This window comes from Blochmannia endosymbiont of Camponotus (Colobopsis) obliquus (assembly GCF_000973545.1).
In the GTDB taxonomy this organism is placed as follows: domain Bacteria; phylum Pseudomonadota; class Gammaproteobacteria; order Enterobacterales; family Enterobacteriaceae; genus Blochmanniella.
In genome coordinates, this window is the sequence record NZ_CP010049.1 from 135,063 (window position 1) to 159,677 (window position 24,615).

The following is a 24,615-nucleotide window of genomic DNA, read 5'->3' on the forward strand; positions in this document are numbered from 1 at the left end:
TTAATTATGGTAAAAGTATATGCTCCAATTTCAATTGCCAATATTAATGTAGGTTTTGATGTTCTTGGAGTTGCCATATCTCCAATAGATGGTTCTATGCTTGGCGATATAGTAACCATAGAAAATTCAAATAAATTTAGTTTATATATTACGGGTAACTTTATTGACAATTTGCCAAAAAGAATAGAAGATAACCTTGTTTATCAATGTTGGCAGAGATTCTGTATTGCAATAAATAAAAAGTGTCCGGTTACTATGCAGTTAGTAAAAAATGTTCCTGTTTGTTCTGGGTTAGGTTCTAGTGCTTGTTCTGTAGTGGCAGCATTATTAGCAATGAATGTTTACTGTAATTATCCATTAGATAATGATCAATTGTTGATATTAATGGGTGAAATGGAAGGTTTAATTTCTGGTGAAATTCATTTTGATAATGTTGCTCCTTGTTTTCTTGGTGGCATGCAACTTATTATTAAAGAAAATGATATTATTAGCCAGAAATTACCTGTATTTGAAAATTGGTTATGGGTGATCGCTTATCCAGGAAGTGCAGTTGCTACTGCACAAGCTAGAAACATTTTACCAATTAAATATTTTAGAGATGATTGTATTACTCATAGTAGACATTTAGCTGGTTTTATACATGCTTGTCATACTCAGCAAGCTAATTTAGCAGCTGGATTGATGAAAGATATAATTGCAGAACCATACAGAATTCAATTATTACCAGGATTTATCGATGCTTATCAATATATAATTGATTTAGGTGCGTTAACGTGTGGCATATCTGGTTCAGGGCCAACTCTATTTAGTGTTTTTGATACTTATGATACTGCATTGTATGCAGCTAATTGGTTGGCTGATTGTTATTTACCACGCAATAAGGGCTTTGTTTATATTTGTCAGCTTAATAATCGCGGTGCATATGTAATAATGGAATAATTGATGAAATTTTATAATATTAAAAATATTAATGAGCAAGTTAATTTTGTTCAGGCTATTCAACAAGGATTAGGTTCGGATCAGGGGTTATTTTTTCCTATAGATTTACCTAGATTTACTACTTGTGAAATTGATAGTTTATTGAATATGGATTTTATTAATCGCAGTTTGCATATTATGTCAGTATATATAGGTCATGAAGTTTCGGAAAATAAAGTATTAAAATGTATAAATTCTGCTTTTACGTTTCCTGTTATAGTATTGTTAATTAAAGATAATATAGCGGTATTAGAATTATTTCATGGTCCAACATTAGCTTTTAAAGATTTTGGTGGTCGTTTTATGGCTCATTTTCTTAATGAAATTAATCAGGGGGAATTAATGACCATTTTAACGGCTACTTCTGGTGATACTGGTGCTGCAATAGCACATGCTTTTTATGGTTTTGATAATGTTAATGTAATAATTTTGTATCCTAATGGTAAAATTAGTTCTGCACAAGAAAGATTGTTTTGTACTTTAGGTGGTAATGTTTATACTTTAGCAGTAGACGGAGATTTTGATGCATGTCAGTTGTTAGTAAAGCAGGCATTTGATAATACATATTTAAGAAAAAAATTAGGATTGAATTCTGCCAATTCGATAAATATTGGTAGATTATTACCACAAATTTGTTATTATTTTGAAGCGTTTGCTCAATTGTTCAAACAACAAATAAATCAAAGAATAGTAATTTCCGTACCTAGTGGAAATTTTGGTAATTTGACAGCAGGTTTATTGGCAAAATCACTTGGTTTACCTGTAAAGCGTTTTATTGTTGCCACCAATATTAATAATACAGTTCCACGTTATCTTAGTAGTGGATATTGGTTTCCTCAACCAGCAATTACAACTTTATCTAATGCTATGGATGTAAGTTATCCTAATAATTGGGCACGAATAGAAGAATTATTTCGTCGTAAAAGATGGCAACTATCTACATTATCTTATGGTAGTGTAGATGACGACCGCACTATTAAAACACTGCAGGTAATGGCTGATTTGGGTTATATTTCTGAGCCTCATGCAGCTGTTTCTTATTGTTTGTTAAGTGATCAATTACATCATGATGAATTTGGCATCTTTCTTGGTACTGCACATCCTGCTAAATTTAAACATGAGATTGAGAGTATTTTTAATCACAATTTTTCTTTGTTATCACCTGCATCTTTATTATGTTTTAATAAATTACCTTTATTATCGCGTAAAATTTCAGTTGATTTTAATGAGTTACGTAATTTTATGTTATCTTTGATGAATTAGATTATGTTATGTTATAATAATGAATGGTTGATGTGATCATATTGTCATTATGAATGTATATACTATAGCATAGTTTTTTTTTATTATTTTATTAGCCATTGGGTTAATTATGTAATATTTTATATCCATGCATTATAAATTTTAATATTTATTTTACTATCTTATAATATGCAGGTTAGGTGATGTTTTGTGTATTATATTGTGTTATTTAACATATCGTTTTATTTATATTTAGATAGTTGTCATGATTAATGATTAAAATATGAATTTAAAAATTAACATGAATTAATATGTTATAACTTTGCGTTTTGTTTCAGGTGAACTAATTATTTATTGTTGCATGTAGTATAACTTTGATATTTTTGTTATATATCGTTGTTTTTTAAAACAAATTATATGGTTAAACTTGAAAAATTATGTTTTGCCCGCATATCAATTTCATAAAATCATGTAATTAATTTTTCAGTGGAGATGTTTAGATGGGGAAGATAATTGGTATTGACTTAGGTACAACCAATTCTTGTATTGCGATTATTGAGGGTGGTAAACCTCGTGTATTAGAAAACAGTGAAGGTGATCGTACTACTCCCTCTGTTATTGCTTATACCCAGGATGGTGAAATTTTAGTTGGTCAGCCAGCGAAACGTCAGTCTGTTACAAATCCGCAAAATACTTTGTTTGCTATTAAACGTTTGATTGGTCGTCGTTTTCAAGATAAGGAAGTGCAACGTGATGTTGGTATTATGCCGTATAAAATTATTGCAGCTGATAATGGAGATGCTTGGTTAAATATAAAAGGACAAAAAATTGCGCCGCCTCAAGTTTCAGCTGAAATTTTAAAGAAAATGAAAAAAACTGCAGAAGATTACTTTGGTGAAGAAATCAGTGAAGCAGTTATTACAGTGCCAGCTTATTTTAATGATACTCAACGTCAAGCGACTAAAGATGCAGGTCGTATTGCGGGTTTGGAAGTCAAGCGTATTATTAATGAACCTACTGCTGCTGCGTTAGCTTATGGTTTAGATAAGGAAACAGGTAATCGTACCATTGCTGTGTATGATTTAGGTGGTGGTACTTTTGATATTTCTATCATTGAAATTGATGATGTTGATGGCGAAAAAACTTTTGAAGTACTAGCTACTAATGGTGATACTCATTTAGGAGGAGAAGATTTTGATAGTCGTTTGATTAATTATTTAGTAGATGAATTTCGAAAAAGTCAAGGAATTGATTTGCATAATGATCCATTAGCAATGCAGCGTTTAAAGGAAGCAGCAGAAAAAGCTAAAATTGAATTATCTTCTTCGCATCAAACGGATATTAATTTACCTTATATTACAGCAGATGCTAGTGGTCCTAAACATATGAATTTAAGAGTTACTCGTGCTAAATTAGAGTCTTTAGTAGAGGAATTAGTTAATCGTACTGTAGATCCATTAAGAGTAGCTTTAAAAGATACTGGTTTGTCCGTTTCTAATATTAATGATGTAATTTTAGTAGGTGGACAAACTAGGATGCCGTTGGTACAGAAAAAAGTTTCTGAATTTTTTGGTAAAGATCCGCGTAAAGATGTTAATCCTGATGAAGCTGTTGCTATTGGTGCTGCGGTGCAGGGTGGTGTGTTGTCTGGTGATGTTAAAGATGTTTTATTGTTGGATGTCACTCCCTTGTCTTTAGGTATTGAGACTATGGGTGGTGTTATGACTTCATTAATTGCCAAAAATACTACTATTCCTACTAAGCATAGTCAGATTTTTTCTACCGCAGAAGATAATCAGTCTGCTGTTACTATTCATGTGTTGCAGGGTGAACGTAAACGTGCTAGTGATAATAAATCTTTGGGCCAGTTCAATTTAGATGGTATTGCTCCAGCTATGCGTGGTATTCCTCAGATAGAAGTTACTTTTGATATTGATGCTGATGGTATTTTACATGTATCTGCGAAAGACAAAAATAGTGGAAGAGAACAAAAGATTACTATTAAAGCTTCTTCTGGACTAAATGAAGAAGAAATTAAAAAGATGGTGCAAGAAGCAGAAGCTAATGTTGAGTCTGATCGTAAGTTTGAAGAATTAGTGCAAGTTCGTAATCAAGCTGATCATTTGTTGCATAGTACACGTAAGCAATTAGGAGAAGTAGGCAATCAATTGCCATCAGATGATAAAGTAGCTATTGAAAATGCATTAAAAGCTTTGGATCTTGTTATAAGAAATGAAAATAAGAGTGAAATTGAAGTTAAAATACAGGATTTGATAAAAGTTTCTAGTAAATTGTTAGAAGTTGTCCAACAAAAAGATAAGGATAAAGCCGCATCCACTACAAATAGCGGATCAGATGCTACTGGTGATGTAGTCGATGCTGAATTCGAAGAAGTTAAAAATAAAAAATAGTGGTTTTACTTTATATTTTGTATTATTTGTATAGATAATAATGAATTATAAATGATTTATGGTGATATGAGTTTGTGGTATTTTTGTTTGTGGTCCTTGTTTGCAAGGACCAGTTATTTTTGTTTTAGAGAAAAGTTAGGAAAAATTGATGGCAAAGTCGGATTATTATGAGATTTTAGGTGTTTCTAAGGATGCGGATGAGCGTGATATAAAAAGATCTTATAAAAGATTAGCAATTAAGTTTCATCCAGATCGTAATCCGGGTAATGCTGAAGCTGAAGCAAAATTTAAAGAAATTAAGGAAGCATATGAAGTATTAACTGATCCGCAAAAACGTGCTGCATATGATCGTTACGGCCATTCTGCTTTTGATCAGTCTGCTGGAATGAGTGGTGCTGGTAATACGGATTTTAGTGATATTTTTGGTGATGTATTTGGTGACATTTTTGGCGGAAATCGACGTCAAAGATCTGGAAGAGGTGCCGATTTACGTTATAGTATAGAGTTGACTTTAGAAGAGGCCGTTCGCGGTGTTGTTAAGGAAATTCGTATACCTGCATTAGTGGAATGTAATATTTGTTATGGTAATGGTGCTAAACCTGGAACATCAATAGTGACTTGTATAACGTGTCGTGGACAGGGTCAAATACAGATGCGACAAGGTTTTTTTTCAGTTCAACAATCTTGCCCTACTTGTCAAGGTCAAGGTAAAATTATTAAGGAGGTATGTAATAAATGTCGAGGTCATGGTCGTATTGAAAGATTAAAGACTCTTTCTGTAAGAATCCCTGCAGGTGTAGATACGGGTGATAGGGTTCGTTTGTCTGGTGAAGGTGAGTTAGGTGATAATGGTTCTCACTCTGGTGATTTATATGTAGAAGTTCAAGTACGCAAACATCCTATTTTTGATCGAGAAGATAAAAATCTTTATTGTGAAGTGCCTATTAATTTTGCTATGGCAGCATTAGGTGGAGAAATAGAAGTACCTACTTTAGATGGGCGCGTGAAATTAAAAGTTCCTGCAGAAACTCAGACTGGTAAGTTGTTCCGTATGAGGGGTAAAGGAGTAAAATCAGTGCGTAGTGGAGGTCGTGGAGATTTGTTATGTAGAGTAGTAGTAGAAACGCCAGTAAGATTGAATGATAAGCAAAAGCATCTCTTACAGGAATTAGCAGATAGTTTTGGAGGAAATTATAGTAACCAGAACAGTCCTCGTTCGAAGAATTTTTTTGAGGGTGTAAAGAAATTTTTTGATGACTTAACGCGCTAATTTTAGATTTTAGTTGTTTTGTAATTAATAATTAATTGTAGTTGTTATTGCATATTTTTGATGCGTAAGTGTATTTTTGATTTATGTCTAGCGGCTTTATTTTTATGTATTAATCCCTTAGTAGCAAAGCGGTCTAGAATTGATTGAACTCGGATAAATTTTTTTTGTGCTGTTATTTTGTCTCCATTTGTTATAATTGTTTGTATTTTTTTTATAAAAGTACGTATCATGGAACGTCGGCTAGTATTACGTTGACGTTTCTTTTCAGATTGAATAGCCTTTTTTTTAGCTGATTTAGTGTTCGGCAAAGGTTTGATCCCTATATTGAATGCAATTATTATTTTTGACGTTTATCCATTCTACATTCTGTCAATTAAATATAAATTAATCAATAAAAAATTTGATTTTTTTATTTAAAACTCCATTTTTTGTGATTTTTTTTGTTATATTATAATAATATTTATTATATTTTTTATTTCAAATATCTTGAATTTTAAAAATTATAAAATATATACTACAATTTTATTGAATTTTTTAATAACCAAATTGTAGTTTGTATTTTTTTTAAAAATATAAATTAAATTTGTAATGTCATTATTTTTTTGAGTGTTTTATGGAGTTTATTCGTGGCGTATATAATTTAAAGGCACGTCATCGTAGTTGTGTTCTGACGATTGGTAATTTTGATGGATTTCATCGTGGACATCAAGCTTTAATTGAACAATTAAAGCTTGAAGGACGTAATCGCAATTTACCATGTATGGTAATGATTTTTGAACCTTATCCTAAAGAATTTTTAACGGGCAAGAAGGTGCGTTTAACCACTTTACGTGATAAATTAAAATATCTTGCTGATGTAAAAGTTGATATAGTTTTATGTGTTCTTTTTGATAAAAAATTTGCTATATTAGGAGCATATACTTTTATTACTCAATTATTAGTTAAAGAATTAAATGTTCGTTTTATTTGTGTAGGTAATGATTTTCGATTTGGTAGTAATCGAAAAGGAGATTATTTATTGTTACGACAAACAGGTAAAGATATTGGTTTTGACGTCATGAGTATTATTACTTATACTGAAAAAGGACAACGCATTAGTAGTAGCGCTATACGTGTTGCATTAATGCAAGATAGACTTACTGATGCTGAAATGTTACTAGGACATGATTATCGTATATCTGGTCGTGTTACTCATGGTAATGCATTAGGAAGAGTGATTGGTTTTCCTACAGCTAATATATTGTTGAAAGGTTATCAGTTTCCTATTCATGGTGTATATTTAGTAGAAATTTATGGAGTAGTATCTGGTCCATTACCTGGATTAGCGAATATAGGTGTACGTCCAACGATATGTGGATTACATCAAAGATTGGAAATATATTTATTGGATATAGTTATTGACTTATATGGTATGTATATTACTGTAGTGATACGTAAGAAAATGCGTAATGAACAGCATTTTTGTTCGCTTGAGGAATTACAATGTCAAATTAAACATGATATTTTATGTGCTCGTAGTTATTTTAAATTATAAAAAATTTTTGTTATAGATTTATTTTAATACAGAGGATTTATAATTAGATGATTGATTACAAATATACTTTGAATTTGCCACATACAAAATTTCCTATGCGTGCTAATTTAATTTCTAGCGAACTAGAAATGTTGGATAATTGGTATGAAGATGATCTTTATAAGTTAATTCGTTTTTCTAAGAAGGGAAAGGAAATTTTTTTTCTTCATGATGGACCTCCTTATGTTAACGGAAACGTTCATATCGGTCATGCAGTAAATAAAATTCTTAAGGATATTATTATTAAGTTTAAAGGATTAATGGGGTTTGATGCACCTTATATTCCAGGATGGGATTGTCATGGCTTACCCGTAGAATTGAAAGTGGAGCAATTAACGAGAAGTAGCAGCAAGTGTAGTGATAAGGTAAATTGTGCAGAGTTTCGTTTAATGTGTCGTAATTATGCTAGTAAACAAGTAATGAAACAAAAAAAAGATTTTATACGGTTGGGAGTATTAGGAAATTGGCAAAATTCTTATTTAACAATGAATTTTGTTACTGAAGCGAATATTATACGTGTATTGAGTAAAGTCATTAATAATGGCCATATTTATAAAGGTATAAAACCAGTGCATTGGTGTATTAATTGTTGTTCTGTATTGGCAGAAGCAGAAGTGGAGTATTGTGATTATATTTCTCCTTCCATTTATGTTATGTTTATAGCAAAAGATATTTATGAAGTTTTAGCTAAATTCGGTATAAAACGTTCTAATATGTTGGTTGTATTAGTTGTATGGACTACGACTCCTTGGAGTTTGCCTGATAATCGTGCTCTTACTGTACATCCTAATTTTGATTATCAATTAGTAGAAATTAATAAACAAGGATTTATTATTTCTTCTTTTGCGGTAGAAAAAATTATGAAGGATATGAATTTTTCTCATTGGAAGATATTAGGAACTATTAAAGGTAGTGAATTAGAATATATTAAATTTTGTCATCCTTTTATGAATTTTGATGTTCCTGTTACTTTAGGTGAACATGTATCATGGAATGTTGGTACCGGTATAATACATACTGCACCTGCACATGGTATTGATGATTATGTTATTGCCCAACGTTATCAATTAGAAGTATTTGATTCTATTACGGCTGATGGTTATTATTTAGCCAATACTTTTCCTGAATTGGATGGAATTCAATGTTTTGAGGCAAATGATGTAATAATTGATCTATTAAATAAAAAAGGTAATTTGTTATATGTAAAAACTATAGAACATAGCTATCCACATTGTTGGCGCCATGCTTCTCCTTTGATTTTTCGTACTACTCCTCAATGGTTTATTAGTTTGGATAAAAATAATTTACGTACATTAATGCTTGCAGAAATAGAAAAAGTACAATGGATGCCTGCAAGAGAAAAGTTACGTATGCAATCAATGGTTATTAATAGACCTGATTGGTGCATATCTCGTCAGCGTATATGGGGAGTACCAATTCCAGTTTTTGTGCATAAGAATACTCATGATTTACATCCACGTACCGTTGAAGTCATGGAACATATTGCTAGCTTAGTTGAACGACAAGGTGTGCAAGTATGGTGGGATGTAAATCCTGTAGATTTAATAGGAGATGATGTTTTAAATTATAATAAAGTTACTGATGTATTGGATGTTTGGTTTGATTCTGGTTCGAGTAATTTTTCAGCGTTATCTACACAATTTGAACATTTAGGTGAAGTTAGTGATTTGTATTTTGAGGGAGTAGATCAGTGTCGAGGTTGGTTTATGGCGGCATTGATGCTTTCTGTTGCAATAACAAAGAAAGCACCTTACAAACAAGTTTTAACTCATGGTTTTGTAGTAGATTATAAAGGGCATAAAATGTCTAAATCTATAGGTAATGTTATCAATCCTCAAGTAATAGTAAATAAATTAGGTGCTGATGTCTTGCGTTTGTGGGTAGCGTCTACTAATTATACTAATGATATAACGATTTCTAATGAAATATTAAAACGTTCCATAGATATATACCGTAGAATTCGTAATACTGCTCGTTTCTTGTTGAGTAATATCAGTGATTTTGATCCTAGTATACATGCTGTAAGACCAGAATGTATGATTCTATTGGATAGATGGGCAGTTGGTCAAGCCTATTCTTTGCAAAAAAATATTATCAGTGCTTATAATAAGTACAATTTTCATTGTGTGATAAAGCTTATCATGCATTTTTGTTCTATAGACATGGGATCTTTTTATTTGGATGTGATTAAGGATCGTCAATACACTAATCAGGCAAACAGTATAGCACGTCGCAGTTGCCAAACTGCGCTATATCATATCATTGAAGCAATGGTACGCTGGATTTCTCCAATTCTTTCATTTACTTCAAGTGAAATTTGGAAATATCTTCCTGGTGAGAGAGCTAAATACGTTTTTACTGAAGAATGGTATAGTAATTTATTTGATATAGATTCCGCTCAATTAATGAATAATGATTATTGGGATATTTTGCTTCAAGTTCGTAATGAAGTAAATAGAGTAATTGCTCAAGCTTGTTCTGAGGGATTGATAAAGTCGTCTTTGGAAGCTAGTGTTGTATTATATGCAGAACCTTGTTTAGCAAAAAAATTACGGGCTTTAGGTCATGAACTTGATTTTTTATTACTTACATCCGCTGCAACAGTAGATGATTATGTAAATCATTATAAATTAAAAAAGATATATGAAAGTTTTGATGGATTAAAAATTTTTTTAGAAAAAGCTCGTGGAACAAAATGTTTTCGTTGTTGGCATTATGCATTAGATGTGGGTGAATGTAGTAACTATCCTCATCTTTGTAATCGTTGCATTAGTAATATGTTTGGAACCGGAGAATGTCGTAAATTTGTTTAATGAAAATATTAAAATACACAGGATTGCGTTGGTTATGGTTGTCATTACTAATTGTAATCGTAGATTTATTTAGTAAAGAATGGGTTGCGCAACATTTTTATTTTGGTGAAATGCAGTCGTTAATACCATGTGTTAATTGTTTATATACTTATAATTTTGGTATAATTTTTGGTATATTAAATCATTCAACAATCCAATACCGATGGTGTTTTGTTTTAATATCTATATGTATCATTATTGTATTATTAAGAATGATGTATCGTTTAGATCATTCTGTTATTATTGTCAATATGTCTTATGCTATGATTATTGGTGGAGGATTAGGTAATTTATTTGATCGGATATTTCGTGGTGCAGTAGTAGATTTTATTGATTTTTATATAGATAAGTGGCATTATCCGACTTTTAATATTGCTGATATTGCAATTGTTTGTGGTGTTTTTTTAATTATTTGTAATGATTTTTTATATTACAGACGATAATATTTAATACATTGTTATGGTCGTAGTTAAATAGCAATAATTATTTAGTTTTATATGTGATAAAATTTACATAAGAAACAGAAGTAATTTCAAAAAAAATATTATTATTAATATTTATATAATTAGATTTTTTGTTTTTATTTGTGGTGTTTAGATAAATAAAATCATTACAAATAGGAGTGATGAGTTATTAAAGTTTTGTTGGCAAATCCACGAGGTTTTTGTGCTGGTGTAGATCGTGCTATTAACATTGTTAATCAGGCATTAATTCTTCACGGTCCTCCTGTTTATGTAAAACATGAATTGGTACATAATAATTATGTAATATCTAGTTTACGTAAAAAAGGTGTGATATTTATTGAACATATTAAATCGGTGCCAGAAGGTTCGGTATTGATTTTTTCAGCACATGGTGTGTCGCAAGATGTAAAATTTGAAGCTAATCAACGTAATTTAATAATTTTTGATGCTACTTGTCCTTTAGTAAACAAGGTGCATATGGAAGTTATCCATGCCAGCAATATTGGTATGGAAGTAATTTTAATTGGACATTCTGGTCATCCAGAAGTAGAAGGTACTATTGGGCAATATAGTAATAGAACAGGAGGTATTTATTTGATCGAATCCATAGATGATGTTTGGTCATTAGAAGTAAATAATGCACACAATTTATATTATACTACTCAAACTACTTTATCTGTAGGTAATACACTGAAAATTATTCATGCTTTACGTTGTCGATTTCCTTTTATTAAAGGTCCTAAAAAAAGTGATATTTGTTATGCTACAGTTAATCGTCAAAAAGCAGTGTATAATTTGGCTATAAAGTCAGATATTATTTTTGTTGTTGGATCGCATAATTCTTCTAATTCTAATAGATTAGCAGAATTAGTAAAACACATGGGTAAATTAGTATATTTAATTGATAATGCTAATGATATTCAAGAATCTTGGATTATTAATGTATTTATTGTTGGTATTACTGCCGGTGCATCAGCTCCAGATATTTTAGTTAGTCAGGTTATAAATAAGTTAAAAATGTTTAATATAGAAGAAATTATAGTTGAAGAAATGGATGGTTATAAAGAAAACGTGTTTTTTAGAATGCCTAAAAAGTTAAATTTTAGTTAAAATTTGTTTAGCAGAAATATTTATTATTTGCTTGTTTGGTAATAAATTTCTTTGTTTAGTACAATATATTATTATTGTGTTTAATTTTTTTATTTTTTTAAATAATATAATATGTTATCTTTATAAATAATGTCATGGTGTTGAAAATATTAAGTTAGATAGGTGTTTTTTTATACTTACTATAAAAGTAGTACTTATACATTATTTGTTGTAGAGTTGTTATATAGTTAGTTTTCTAATACATCAGTGGAAGAGCTATTTTTTTGTTGTGTATTTTTTAGTTGTTATTAAAAGTGTTTTTTAAAATTATAAAGTTTGTGAATTGGATTTATTAATAATGTATTAAAGTGAATTAGATTAAATATCTTAAAAGATTATTTAATACTAAATTAAATCAATTATAAAAATGTTATGAAAAAAATAAATAATGGTAAAGTTCGTGTTTGTGTTGCAGGAATAAATGGTCGTATGGGACATGAGTTAATAAAAGTATTATGTAATAATATTGATGGTATTAATTTAACTGCTGGATTAGATAATATTAATTCTACATTATGTGGTGTAGATATCGGTGAATTAGTTGGTTTAAAAAAATTAGAAGTAATAGTTCATGATAATTTAATAAATATTAAAGATGATTTTGATATTTTAATTGATTTCACTAGACCAGAAGCAACATTAAAACATTTAGCATTTTGTCTTGATTATCATAAAAATATGGTGATAGGTACTACTGGTTTTACAAATTTACAAAAGTTAATTATTAATAAAGCAGCGCAACAAATAGGTATTGTGTTATCTTCTAATTTCAGTATTGGAATTAACGTAATGTTGATTGCATTACAAACAATAGTAAAAATTATGGGTAAATCTGTTGATATTGATATTATTGACATTCATCATCGTAGAAAACTTGATTCGCCTTCTGGCACAGCTTTAACTATAAAAGAATGTATTATTAATTCATTAGGAGGCGATGACTTTCAACCTTTAATATATAATTGCATGCAGCAAGGTGATATTCGAGCATCTAATAGTATTGGAATGAGTGCTATAAGGACTGGTGACGTTATTGGAGAACATATTGTAATGTTTTCTGGTAAAGGTGAACGTTTAGAAATTACTCATAAGGCTTCTAATCGTATGATATATGCTATTGGAGCAGCTCGTGCTGCATTGTGGTTAAATAAAAATAAGATTGGTTTATTTAATATGTTGGATGTGTTGGGATTGACATCATTATAATGTTTTATTTATTAAAAAAGAGTAAATTATTTAGTTGTGTTATTTAATTGTATTTTGTTTGTTTTATATAATTGTAGATCGAATTATTTAGTGTATATGTTATGTTTTTTGTTAGTTTTAGTTACTAAAAAATTAAATATAATAAATAATAGTTAAATAATAAGTATATAGTTATTAGTATTGAGAAATATGAAGACGCCACATAATATATTATTCGATAGATAGGGAGATGTGTTTGATAAAATCAGCATTATTAGTTTTGGAGGATGGAACTACATTTTATGGTCGGTCTATAGGGGTAAATGGAACGTCAGTAGGAGAAGTTGTTTTTAATACTTCAATAACTGGTTATCAAGAAATTCTTACCGATCCTTCATATTCACAGCAAATAGTGGTGCTTACTTATCCTCATATTGGTAATGTTGGTATTAATGAAGTAGATAGTGAATCTTCATGTATTCAGGTACAAGGACTTGTTGTGCGTGATTTATCATTAATAACCAGTAATTTTCGTCATACTTTATCATTATCAGATTATTTGATTCAGCAACATATCGTTGCTATTGCTGATATTGATACTAGAAAATTGACAAGATTATTACGAAGTAAAGGAATTCAGAATGGTTGCATTATTGCTGATGATAATCAGCCGAGTGCATTGTTAGCATTAAATAAAGTACGTGCATTTTCAGGTTTATGCGGTATTGATTTGGTAAAACAGGTCAGTACTACTAAACAATATATTTGGAATGAAGGTAGTTGGAGTATTAAACATGGATTAACAAAATCATTATGTAGAGATTATGTCTATAATGTTATAGCCTATGATTTTGGTATTAAACGTAATATAATGCGTATGTTAGTTGATCGTGGTTGTCGTGTGACAGTAGTACCAGCACAAACTTCAGCTGAACAAGTGTTAAAGATGCTACCTGATGGTATTTTTTTAGCTAATGGTCCTGGTGATCCATCTCCGTGTAATTATGCAATTAATTCTATTAAGGTGTTTTTGAAATTTGGTATTCCTTTATTTGGAATTTGTTTAGGGTATCAATTATTAGCATTAGCAAATGGAGCTAGAATAATGAAGATGAAGTTTGGACATCATGGTAGTAATCATCCTGTTAAAGATTTAATTACTGATAAAGTTATGATTACAACTCAAAATCATTGTTTTGCTGTAGATTCGAATACGTTGCCTGCTACATTGCAAGCAACTCATATTTCTTTGTTTGATGGTACATTACAAGGTATTAGATGTGTCGATAAACCAGCTTTTGGTTTTCAAGGTCATCCGGAAGCTTGCCCAGGACCTCATGATTCATCATCGCTTTTTGATTACTTTGTTGAATTAATTTCTGTGTATCATTCTCATAGAATCAACAGTTAGGAATAAAACAATATGCCTAAACGTACCGATATAAAAAATATTTTAATACTTGGTGCTGGACCGATTGTGATAGGGCAGGCTTGTGAATTTGATTATTCTGGTGTGCAAGCATGCAAAGCTTTACGTGAAGAAAAATATCGTATTATAGTAGTTAATTCTAATCCGGCTACCATTATGACAGATCCTGATATGGCTGATGTTACGTATATTGAACCTGTTCAATGGGAGATAGTAGCTAAAATTATTGAAAAAGAACGACCTGATGCTATATTACCGACTATGGGAGGTCAGACTGCGCTGAATTGTATTTTAGATTTGGAGCGAGAAAATATATTAAAGAAGTTTCATGTAGAAATTATTGGTGTAACTTTTCGTGCTATTATTCAAGCTGAAAATCGTTTGTTATTTTATAATATTATGAAAGAAATAGGTTTAGACACTGCTTGTTCTTTTGTTGCACATAATTTTGAAGAAGCTATGATGGTTGTAAAAAATATTGGTTTTCCTTGTATTATACGTCCTTCATATACTATGGGTGGGGCTGGAGGGGGTATTGCAGATGATTATGAGGTTTTTAAAGAAATTTGTAATAATGGATTTTGTTTATCTCCTATTAATGAAATTGTGATAGATGAATCACTTATCGGTTGGAAAGAATATGAGATGGAAGTAATAAGAGATAAGAAGGACAATTGTATTGTTGTATGTTCTATTGAAAATTTTGATCCTATGGGAATTCATACTGGTGATTCTATTACTGTCTCTCCAGCGCAAACTTTAACAGATAAAGAATATCAATTTATGCGTAATGCATCTATTTCAGTTTTGCGTGAAGTAGGTATTGAGGGTGGTGGTGCTAATGTACAATTTTCAGTAAATCCAAAGAATGGGCGGTTAGTTATTATTGAAATGAATCCGCGTTTATCTCGTTCATCTGCGTTAGCATCCAAAGCAACTGGTTTTCCTATTGCAAAAATAGCTACTAAATTAGCAGTGGGTTATACGCTTGATGAGCTTATGAATGATATTACTGGTGGTTATATTCCAGCTTCTTTTGAGCCTTCTTTTGATTATGTAGTTACTAAAATTCCACGGTTTAATTTTGAGAAATTTGCTAATCAAAATAATCGGTTAACTACACAAATGAAGTCTATTGGTGAGGTCATGGCAATTGGACGTACTCAACAAGAATCCTTACAAAAAGCATTACGTGGTTTAGAAATCGGAGTTACTGGTTTTGATCCTATAATAGATTTAAATATCTATAATGCATCTCATATTATTCAGTATGAGTTAAAAAATGCTGGTAGTAATCGTATTTGGTATATAGCAGATGCTTTTCGTATTGGAATGTCAGTGGACGAAGTATGTTATTTAACTAATATTGATCCTTGGTTTTTAGCGCAAATTAAAGAATTGATTTGTTTAGAGGAATATGTAATATCTAAAGGTATATCTTGTTTGAATATTGATTATTTACGTTTTTTAAAACGTAAAGGTTTTTCTGATGCTAGATTATCTAGTTTAGTAAGTGTTACAGAAGGTACAATACGTGCATTACGTGAGGAGTATAATGTATATCCAGTATATAAAAAAGTTGATACTTGTGCCGCGGAATTTGGAACTAATACTTCTTATATGTATTCTACTTATGATAGTGAATGTGAATCTGATTATAAACAGGATGATAAGGAAATAATGATTTTGGGCGGCGGTCCAAATCGTATTGGTCAGGGTATTGAGTTTGATTATTGTTGTGTTCATGCGGCATTGGCCTTGCGTCAAGATGGTTATAAAATAATTATGGTTAATTGTAACCCAGAAACTGTTTCTACTGATTACGATATATCTGATTATTTGTTTTTTGAACCAATTACTCTTGAAGATATATTGGAAATTGTACGACTTAAAAAGCCGATAGGAGTAATTATTCAGTATGGTGGACAAACACCTCTTAAATTAGCTAAGGCTATGGCTCTTATGGGTATTCCTATCATTGGAACTGACCCTGCTTCAATTGATCAAGCGGAAGATAGAAGAAAATTTCAAAAAATGATAAAGTTTTTAAATTTAAAACAACCTGATAATGCAACTGTTGTTTCATTAGATTTAGCTATAAAAAAAGCGTCAGTGATTGGTTATCCCTTAGTTGTACGTCCATCTTATGTTTTAGGTGGGAGGGCAATGGAGGTTGTGCATAATGAAAGTGAATTACGTTATTATTTTAATAATGCTGTGACTGCATCTGATGATGCACCAGTATTGTTAGATAGATTCTTAAATGATGCAATAGAGGTAGATGTTGATGCTATTTGTGATGGGGAAAATGTACTAATAGGTGGCATTATGGAACATGTTGAACAAGCTGGGATACATTCGGGGGATTCAGCATGTTCTTTACCTCCGTATACTTTGAGTAAGGAGGTGCAAGATGTATTGCGTTATCAAGTAAAAAAAATAGCTTTTGCATTTAAAATACGAGGTTTAATGAATGTTCAATTTGCAATTAAAGGTGATGATGTATATCTTCTTGAGGTCAATCCAAGAGCATCTCGTACAGTACCATTTGTTTCTAAAGCTACTGGTTTAGAGTTAGCGAAAATTGCTGCTCGTGTTATGGTAGGTATATCTTTGTCTGAACAGAATTTTGTTAATGAGGTTATTCCATCTTATTTTTCGGTTAAAGAAGCAGTATTACCATTCAATAAATTTTCAGGTATTGATCCGGTACTTGGTCCAGAAATGAGATCGACTGGTGAGGTTATGGGTATGGGTTATACTTTTGCTGAAGCATTTTCGAAAGCGATTTTTGGTACATCTTTTAAAATAAAGAAAAATGGTCGAGTATTATTATCATTTTGTAAAGAAGATAAAGATCGTATAATGGTTTTAGTAATGAAATTGCTTCAACATGGGTTTAAACTAGATGTAACTAAAAGTACTGCTTTATTATTAAATGAGATTGGGATTAGTTCTTTTGTGGTGAATTATGTACATCAAAATGTCGAGTCTATTCAAAGTAAGATTAAAAATGGTGATTATAGTTATATTATTGATACTATTACAACTAAAAACACTCAATCAGTTCAGGATGATACATTGATTCGACTGGACGCTTTGCAATACCAGGTACACTATAATACAACATTAAATGGTAGTTTTGCAACAACTATTTCTCTTAATGCTGATGCGAAAGATCATGTAATATCGGTGCAAGATATTCATGCTAGAAATTTTGATAAATTTAAATAGTTAATATGTCTTCATAAGTAAATTTATTTGTGAATTTTGTATCTTGGTAATTATATAATATAAATTATTTTTTTATGTTTTATTAGTTGTTTTGTTGATTTTAAATATGTTGATAAGTTTAATAGCGTCGTTAACAATTAATCATGTCATTGGTAGACATAATTGTATTCCGTGGAGTTGCAAATTAGATATGGAATGGTTTAAGTTGCATACATTAAATAAACCGGTTATTATGGGACGCAAAACTTTTGAATCTATCGGTGGTAAAGGACTAGTAGGTAGATTGAATATTGTGTTAAGTAATTGTGCTCGTGAAGTAAAAAATAAATATAAATATAGAGATGTGATTTTTGTTAGGACACCACAAGAGGCTTTTTTGTTTCTTAAAAGTGATATAGTAGTAAATAGTAATGAGGTTATGGTAATAGGTGGTGGAAAAATTTACAGCATTTTTATGCCATATGCTAGTCGTCTTTACTTAACTTATTTAAATATTGAAGTTTCAGGAGATGTTTTTTTTCCTTTTTTTAATTTGTTGGAATGGAAATTAATATTTTTAAAATTTTATTATAATTATTATTTAATTGATTATATTTTGTGTTTTAAAATTTTCGAACGTTTTGACATTAATATAAATAAGTTAAGTTGAATAAGATTTTTTATTAGGATAGAGGATATATAGAATTGTAGTTGTTTATGTTATTTGTGATAGTAAGATGTTTTGATAAAATTTAGTTTGTAATTTTGATGTTGAATATTTTTTATTTTGTTGAATAATTATCAATATTTATTTTTTTGTATTAATTATAAATTATATCATAGAACTATATTAAAAATTTTGTTGATTATATTTTAATATGTTGTATTAAAAAATTGTTGTACATATATATATTTATATAATACAATTCAACGTTTGTTGCATGTTGTCTATTTTATTTAGTAAGATATATAATGTGTGTTTTTATATTTTAATTATAATGCATTTGATAATTGACAGTATTGTTTTATATTTAAATTTTCTGCTCGTAATTCAGGATTGATATTTTGTTTTTCTATTTGTTTGACGCTTAGTAAAAATTTTAAACTATTTTTAATCATTTTTCTTCTTTGACTAAATGCTGTTTTTACAATAATCGACAATTTATTTACGTTGTTCGCTGTATAAGGCTTTTTGGTATGTGGAATTAATTTTATTAAAGTAGAGTGTACTTTTGGAGCAGGTGTGAAAGAATGAGATGGTATTTCTAATAAACGAAAAATTTTACAAAAATACTGAACCATAACGCTTAGTCTACCGTACTTTTTATTATTTGGATTTGCTATTAATCTGTTTACTATTTCTCTTTGTAATACAAAATGCATATCTTGAATTAGATTAATGTAGTTAAATAAATGAAATATAATTGGTGTAGATATGTTATAAGGTAAATTTCCAAAAATACGTATTGGTTTTTTTATGTTTAGATTTTGTAAATCAATTGATAGTATATTGTGTTGTAAAATTTTTATCTTTTTTTGATTAGAAAAATTTTTTGTAAGTTTTTGTACTAAAGTTTTGTCTATCTCTATTGCTATTATGTGATTTCCATATTGTGATATTGGTATAGTTATAGCTCCGAGTCCCGGACCGATTTCAATTATTGATTCATGTTTTTTAGGAGAGATAAAGTGAATTATGGAATTAATTATGTTTATATTATGTAAGAAATGTTGCCCAAATTTTTTACATATTTTATGATTTTGATAGAAAAAATGATTTTTCATGAATTACCTTTTATTATATTAGTAGCTAGTTTAATAGCCATATTTTCATGCTTTTAGTTTGAACTATACCTGAAAACCAGCTTAGTTTTATAGCAATATCGTGATCAACAGATGTTTGAATAAATGGAAGACCAAGTGTAATATTTACTGAACTACAAAAATAGTTGTATTTTAGTATTGGAAGTCCTTGGTTATGATACATTATTAATATAGATATAGCATCAGCATTTTTTAGATATTTTGTATGAAAAATTGTGTCAGCGGATAATGGGCCTATAAGATTGTGTCCTTGAGAACGTAATAGGTTTAAAGATAGTATTATAATTTCTATTTCTTTTGTTCCTATATAACCATTTTCTTCAGCGTGAGAATTTAAACCACAAACATAAATAGTAGGGTGTGGAATATTAAAGTATTTCTTTAAATTTTTTATTAAAATAAGTATGGTGTCGTTAATGAGTTGTTTAGTAATTTTTTTGGTACTTCAAGTATTGGTATATGAGTCATGGCTATAGCAATGCGTAATTTTTTATTAAGAAACATCATGATTACTTTTTTATTTCCACTGTTTTTTGCTAAAAATTCTGTACGTCCTTTAAATGGTATATCGGTATCATTAATAATGACTGTGTGCATAGAACCAGTTATCATTGCTGAAAATTCATCTTTTAAACAATCTTTGCAAGCGCGATTGAGTGTTTTTAATATAATAAAAAATATTTGCTATTTGCAGGATTTAGTATGCCGTTTGTTACTGTGCTTTGGGTATTTATATGTAGTATATTGTGATTTTTTAGCATGATAGAGATTAGGTGAGACTTTTTTTTGATAGGGGTGTAATTTTCTTGGTAATCTTAATTGTTTCGTACAGTCTTTTATGAGATTTTTGTCACTACATACAACTAGTTTAACTGGCTAAGTTTTTTGTGTTAATATAATGACGACATCGGGACCGATTCCCGCAAGTTTTCCAAGGGAAATTATAATACGTTTTTTATTTTTATGCATTGTTGTTATTTATGTTGTTTTTTAAAACTTTAATATAAGCATGAGAGCGTAGTTCTTGGAACCAATTTTGCATTTCTTTAATAAATTTATTGTAATATAGAAGGTTATGAGCATAATTTTTTTGTATAGATGTAATGTTCATCACTTGATGAATATCAAGTATTTTAATTAAATGCCAACCATAATGGGTATGTATGGGTTCACTAATTTCGTCTTGTTTTAAAGACATTAATGCAATTCTAATTTCTGGATCAAAATCTTCTATATTGTTTGTATTTATTTCTTCGTTTTGTTTTTCTAAGTTGTAATATTTTGAAATTTGTTTAATAGCGATGTTAAAATCAATCTCTTTGTTTTTTATCTTTTGAGCAATATTTTTTAATAATATATATGTTTGTTGGTCGTTTTTGACTAATGAATTTTTTAAAAAAATTTGTTTTGTGTAGATTTCTGTTCCGAAAAATTTTTGATTGTCAATGTATACATTGTTAATTTTTAAAATGTAAAAACCATTGTCAAAGTTTATGGGGCCAATAGTATTGCCTTGATTAATTTCTATTATTTTTTTTGCTATGGTAGTTGGTAAATTTTTTAGTTTTCCTTTGATTGTATTGTTTGTTATTAAGATTTTATTATTAGTATTGTTATGTTTAATATTTTTTTCATTATAATTTGTGATAATATCTGTGATATTTGCTCCTTTGTTGATTGTGTTCACTAAATTCGTGGCTATTATTTTAGCTTTGTTTTTGTATTTTTGGTCAATATTTTTAGGCAACATGATTTCTATATAATTTAATTTAAATATAGCATTGTTTTGAACATATGTAGCTATTTTTTTTGTTAATTTATTTATTTCATCCGGAAATATGTAAATACGTTGCTGTATTTCATGGTTACGTATTTCTGAAATAATTATTTCTTTACGTATTTGTGATTTATAAGTATTATAATTTATGTGATTTTTAGATAAGTATCGATAAAGTTGTTCAGTGGTTAAGTGATGTTGTATTGCAATATCATCGATAATTTTGTTAAGATAAGAATCGTCTATTGTAATATTTAAGTTATGTGCCATTTGTATTATTAATTCATTCATGATTAGTTGATCAATAAGATTTGTATATGGCGTTTGTTTTGTTTGCAATTTTTGATCAAAAGCAAAATTGTTATATTTCATTAATTTTAGTGCACGAGTGATATCGCTTGTTAAAATAATGTTGTCATTAACTATGGCGATTATTTCATCACTTATCATTGATGCTGTAATGTTGTTATGAATAAGTAATGTGAAAATTAAAATAAAAAATTTTTTGTTCATCATTTAAATTTTATTTATGTATTTAATGTAGATTGTTTTGGATTATTTATATCGTATTCTTATTGTTATTTTTTGCATTATGTAGTGTAAAATTGAATGAAATTTTATTATCGTATGTATTATTTTTTATAGTGTTATTTTTATTGATATAAGTATTAATTTTCCTTTCATAGTTTATATCTGCTGTCCAGCAGTGCGTTGTATATTTTATACTTGTCAAGTAAGTAACTGGATGGTTTTGTCTTATCGCATAAATATATTTACTATTTAAAGATAAATTTCTTTTTAATGGCCATGTTCCTATAATTTTTATTTGATTGTTATTTTGTTGATGTGTAGGTATTTTATTGTTTAATAGTATTTTTTTAAGGTATTGCATATTAGTATAGTTCCAGATTAATTGAAGTATGTGATTGTTATTTTTTTTATATTCTAAAATGCTTTCATTTGCTGTTATATAATTAAAATTAGAGTTATATTGAATATTGTGTATTATATTGTATTTATTATTAATGTACCAATGGCTATTGATAATCCATATCATGCTGCCAGTTTTTCCATATTTGTCTAAAAAGTTATTGGCATCTCCTGTGCGAGATTTAGAAAAACAATATATTTGTCCTCCAGAAGTTTTTAGTATTTCTTTTTCTTTATTTTTATTATAAATATGCATAGTTATTGTGTTAGTTAATTGATTAGCAGATGGAATGCGGTCTGGTCCGTTGTAACATGAGTCTCTAAATAATTCGATACAATCTATTGGAGACATTATAGAAGAATCATATATACCGATATGTTTTTGGTTATAATATGGTATATATAAATATTGGATATGTGGTTCCAGTATTTGATAGTAGTGGTGTTTGTTTTTATTATTTTTTATTAGTTTTGTTTTACCTTCAATTTTAAATTGAGGTATAACGCGAGTTATAGTGGGTTTTAGTTTGTTAGTATTTTGTTTATTAGTATTATAATGGTCTATTTTGCTTTGTTGATAGTGTGTTATTTGTAGTTTATATTCTGTATTTATGCGACCGAAACAATTATTAATAGGTATTTTTATGAGCGGTTCTATATGTAATCTAATAGTTTCGGGGTATATATGATTTGTATTTACGAAATGTGTTATTTGGTTTGATATTTGTATTTTAGTTAATCGATAATCAAATTGGCAAATGTTTATGTCTAGTTGTGGTAATGCTTGATAAATATTGTTATTACTATTTTTGTTATGTATATCAAATTTTTTTATTGATAGTGCAGCATGTAAGTTATGATTATCATAGTTTATCCATAATTTTTGAGTGTTGTAATTATTGTTAGTATTCATGTATTTATTAGATATGTGCATATGATAATTACTAGTTTTAGTATAGTCGCTATTGAAGTGGCATTGATTATTAATTATTCCCCTGCATTTCCAATATAAATGCCAATAATTTATTGCATGTGTGAAGATTTTTTGATGTTGTTTATAGTAAAAATTATTCTTGTGTAGTATATTAAATTTTATTACATTTGTTCCGAAAGGACCATCATAGTTCAGTTTAGTATATAGTTGCATGCCTTGTTTGTTGTCATAATTTGGTGAAATTGTGACATTAGAATAAGCATTGATGTTTAGGATATAGGGTAAATTAAATCCAAAACCACATTGGTTACTGTATTGAATTTTAGGCGATAAAAATCTTGATTTATTTTTGTTATTTATAGAAAAAGTTAAGTATGGGATGAATAAGACAGGTATATTTCCTATATTGAAATACGCGTGCCAAATATCTATTATTTCTTTTTTATCATCATAAATTAATTCTGATCCTTGTATGCTCCAGTGTTTTTTTTTTGGTATACAAAAGCTAAAATTTCCTTTTTTTAATATGATATAACGGTGATTATTTCTTTGCATGATAAAATGTGCATTACCATAGCCTTGTTGTTTTAAAAATTGGTATGTTCCGTGGTAAATGTCAAGATTTTTATTATTGATATTTGATATGACTTGATTTCCTTGTAATGCAATTTTACCATTGTTATAATGTACGTTGCCATTTGCAGTTAGTAAATTTATTTTTTTATCTTTTGATTGTTTGTATATATTAATTTCATTGGCACTAAGTATAATATCGCTTTGTTTTATTGTAACATTGCCAGTAAATTTTATTTTGTTGTTATTATATAATTCTACTTTATCAGATTTAATACACATTAAAATTTGTTTAAAGTTTTGTGTATTTTGTGTATTTGATATCTTATTTTTATTTTTTGTTTTTTGTAATGTTGTATTTAATGAGTTGGCTAATACGCATTGATTACATAGTATTATGCAAATTAAATTTATTAGTAGTTGTAAAGCGCAGTATTTTATAAAATTATGTTTATACATGTTATGTTAATCATTTATTTTTTTGCGAGTATGAATTAATGCGTATAATGTATATTAGTTATAGTACGTTTTGCATCGTTTAGACTGTAATATATTGCGTGTTTTTGTAAATTTATCTTCATATTTTTTTGATTTTTGTCAAATTGGATATTAATAATAAATGGTATTAATAGTGCAAGTACATATGTTATTGCCTTTTTATAATTAATTGTTTTTAGTTTTTAAAATATGACAATATAAGTTATTGTTATGATGTGATATTACAAAGATAGTATTTTCATTATTTATTTTCTATCAGGGATATGTATTTGATTGATTTTTTATGATTTTA

General features: G+C 29.0%; 16 protein-coding genes and 1 pseudogene. 12 read left to right on the top strand and 5 right to left on the bottom strand.

Features of this window, described 5'->3' with window-relative positions; genetic code table 11:
- Positions 1–6: 6 nt before the first annotated feature.
- From thrB to dnaJ, 4 genes are all read left to right on the top strand, one after another.
- On the top strand, positions 7–939 hold the full coding sequence (gene thrB / locus BOBLI757_RS00555) for a homoserine kinase (protein ID WP_046304595.1): 933 nt from the start codon (positions 7–9) through the stop codon (positions 937–939).
- A 3-nt stretch (positions 940–942) separates the two neighbouring features.
- A complete protein-coding gene (gene thrC / locus BOBLI757_RS00560) occupies positions 943–2,241 on the top strand; it encodes a threonine synthase (RefSeq protein ID WP_046304597.1) in 1,299 nt (432 codons plus the stop codon).
- A 479-nt stretch (positions 2,242–2,720) separates the two neighbouring features.
- A complete protein-coding gene (gene dnaK / locus BOBLI757_RS00565; RefSeq protein ID WP_046304599.1) occupies positions 2,721–4,631 on the top strand; it encodes a molecular chaperone DnaK in 1,911 nt (636 codons plus the stop codon).
- A gap of 148 nt (positions 4,632–4,779) precedes the next feature.
- The gene (gene dnaJ / locus BOBLI757_RS00570; protein ID WP_046304600.1) at positions 4,780–5,901 is read left to right on the top strand and encodes a molecular chaperone DnaJ; all 1,122 of its coding nucleotides are present in this window, start codon (positions 4,780–4,782) and stop codon (positions 5,899–5,901) included.
- 44 nt (positions 5,902–5,945) lie between these two features.
- On the opposite strand, the gene rpsT is transcribed toward dnaJ, so the two are convergent.
- A complete protein-coding gene (rpsT, locus tag BOBLI757_RS00575) occupies positions 5,946–6,209 on the bottom strand; it encodes a 30S ribosomal protein S20 (protein WP_046304602.1) in 264 nt (87 codons plus the stop codon).
- A gap of 305 nt (positions 6,210–6,514) precedes the next feature.
- Here rpsT and ribF point away from each other — a divergent pair, with 305 nt between their 5' ends.
- From ribF to BOBLI757_RS00615, 8 genes are all read left to right on the top strand, one after another.
- Complete coding sequence (ribF, locus tag BOBLI757_RS00580; RefSeq protein WP_046304604.1) at positions 6,515–7,435, top strand: bifunctional riboflavin kinase/FAD synthetase; 921 nt, start codon at positions 6,515–6,517, stop codon at positions 7,433–7,435.
- A 47-nt stretch (positions 7,436–7,482) separates the two neighbouring features.
- Complete coding sequence (gene ileS, locus BOBLI757_RS00585) at positions 7,483–10,308, top strand: isoleucine--tRNA ligase (RefSeq protein ID WP_046304606.1); 2,826 nt, start codon at positions 7,483–7,485, stop codon at positions 10,306–10,308.
- Entirely contained in the window at positions 10,308–10,790 is a 483-nt protein-coding gene (lspA, locus tag BOBLI757_RS00590) for a signal peptidase II (RefSeq protein ID WP_046304608.1), read from the top strand. Before ileS ends, lspA begins: the two co-directional genes overlap by 1 nt.
- A 189-nt stretch (positions 10,791–10,979) precedes the next feature.
- The gene (gene ispH / locus BOBLI757_RS00595) at positions 10,980–11,921 is read left to right on the top strand and encodes a 4-hydroxy-3-methylbut-2-enyl diphosphate reductase (RefSeq protein WP_046304611.1); all 942 of its coding nucleotides are present in this window, start codon (positions 10,980–10,982) and stop codon (positions 11,919–11,921) included.
- Positions 11,922–12,332: 411 nt separating this feature from the next.
- Positions 12,333–13,166 (top strand): 4-hydroxy-tetrahydrodipicolinate reductase, encoded by an 834-nt coding sequence (gene dapB, locus BOBLI757_RS00600; protein ID WP_320408688.1) that lies wholly within the window; start codon positions 12,333–12,335, stop codon positions 13,164–13,166.
- 235 nt (positions 13,167–13,401) lie between these two features.
- The gene (carA, locus tag BOBLI757_RS00605) at positions 13,402–14,556 is read left to right on the top strand and encodes a glutamine-hydrolyzing carbamoyl-phosphate synthase small subunit (RefSeq protein WP_046304613.1); all 1,155 of its coding nucleotides are present in this window, start codon (positions 13,402–13,404) and stop codon (positions 14,554–14,556) included.
- Between the two features lie 12 nt (positions 14,557–14,568).
- A complete protein-coding gene (gene carB, locus BOBLI757_RS00610; RefSeq protein WP_046304615.1) occupies positions 14,569–17,808 on the top strand; it encodes a carbamoyl-phosphate synthase large subunit in 3,240 nt (1,079 codons plus the stop codon).
- A 106-nt stretch (positions 17,809–17,914) separates the two neighbouring features.
- Positions 17,915–18,457 (top strand): dihydrofolate reductase, encoded by a 543-nt coding sequence (locus BOBLI757_RS00615; RefSeq protein ID WP_046305383.1) that lies wholly within the window; start codon positions 17,915–17,917, stop codon positions 18,455–18,457.
- A gap of 323 nt (positions 18,458–18,780) precedes the next feature.
- On the opposite strand, the gene rsmA is transcribed toward BOBLI757_RS00615, so the two are convergent.
- The 4 genes and pseudogenes from rsmA to lptD form a co-directional block, all read right to left on the bottom strand.
- On the bottom strand, positions 18,781–19,572 hold the full coding sequence (gene rsmA / locus BOBLI757_RS00620; protein ID WP_046304616.1) for a 16S rRNA (adenine(1518)-N(6)/adenine(1519)-N(6))-dimethyltransferase RsmA: 792 nt from the start codon (positions 19,570–19,572) through the stop codon (positions 18,781–18,783).
- Positions 19,573–19,597: 25 nt separating this feature from the next.
- A pseudogene (locus tag BOBLI757_RS03280) lies at positions 19,598–20,223 on the bottom strand (4-hydroxythreonine-4-phosphate dehydrogenase PdxA).
- A gap of 349 nt (positions 20,224–20,572) precedes the next feature.
- Positions 20,573–21,904, bottom strand: coding sequence for a peptidylprolyl isomerase (locus BOBLI757_RS00630; RefSeq protein WP_082087393.1), 1,332 nt, complete (start codon positions 21,902–21,904; stop codon positions 20,573–20,575).
- Positions 21,905–21,947: 43 nt separating this feature from the next.
- Positions 21,948–24,107: an LPS assembly protein LptD gene (gene lptD, locus BOBLI757_RS00635; RefSeq protein ID WP_158332961.1), complete on the bottom strand. Its 2,160-nt coding sequence runs from the start codon at positions 24,105–24,107 to the stop codon at positions 21,948–21,950.
- Positions 24,108–24,615 lie beyond the last annotated feature (508 nt).

Coding starts and splice junctions, on each gene's coding strand:
- thrB (WP_046304595.1), top strand. CDS start 7: ATGGTAAAAGTATATGCTCCAATTTCAATTGCCAATATTAATGTAGGT.
- thrC (WP_046304597.1), top strand. CDS start 943: ATGAAATTTTATAATATTAAAAATATTAATGAGCAAGTTAATTTTGTT.
- dnaK (WP_046304599.1), top strand. CDS start 2,721: ATGGGGAAGATAATTGGTATTGACTTAGGTACAACCAATTCTTGTATT.
- dnaJ (WP_046304600.1), top strand. CDS start 4,780: ATGGCAAAGTCGGATTATTATGAGATTTTAGGTGTTTCTAAGGATGCG.
- ribF (WP_046304604.1), top strand. CDS start 6,515: ATGGAGTTTATTCGTGGCGTATATAATTTAAAGGCACGTCATCGTAGT.
- ileS (WP_046304606.1), top strand. CDS start 7,483: ATGATTGATTACAAATATACTTTGAATTTGCCACATACAAAATTTCCT.
- lspA (WP_046304608.1), top strand. CDS start 10,308: ATGAAAATATTAAAATACACAGGATTGCGTTGGTTATGGTTGTCATTA.
- dapB (WP_320408688.1), top strand. CDS start 12,333: ATGAAAAAAATAAATAATGGTAAAGTTCGTGTTTGTGTTGCAGGAATA.
- carB (WP_046304615.1), top strand. CDS start 14,569: ATGCCTAAACGTACCGATATAAAAAATATTTTAATACTTGGTGCTGGA.
- BOBLI757_RS00615 (WP_046305383.1), top strand. CDS start 17,915: ATGTTGATAAGTTTAATAGCGTCGTTAACAATTAATCATGTCATTGGT.
- rsmA (WP_046304616.1), bottom strand. CDS start 19,572: ATGAAAAATCATTTTTTCTATCAAAATCATAAAATATGTAAAAAATTT.
- BOBLI757_RS00630 (WP_082087393.1), bottom strand. CDS start 21,904: ATGATGAACAAAAAATTTTTTATTTTAATTTTCACATTACTTATTCAT.
- lptD (WP_158332961.1), bottom strand. CDS start 24,107: ATGTGTATTAAATCTGATAAAGTAGAATTATATAATAACAACAAAATA.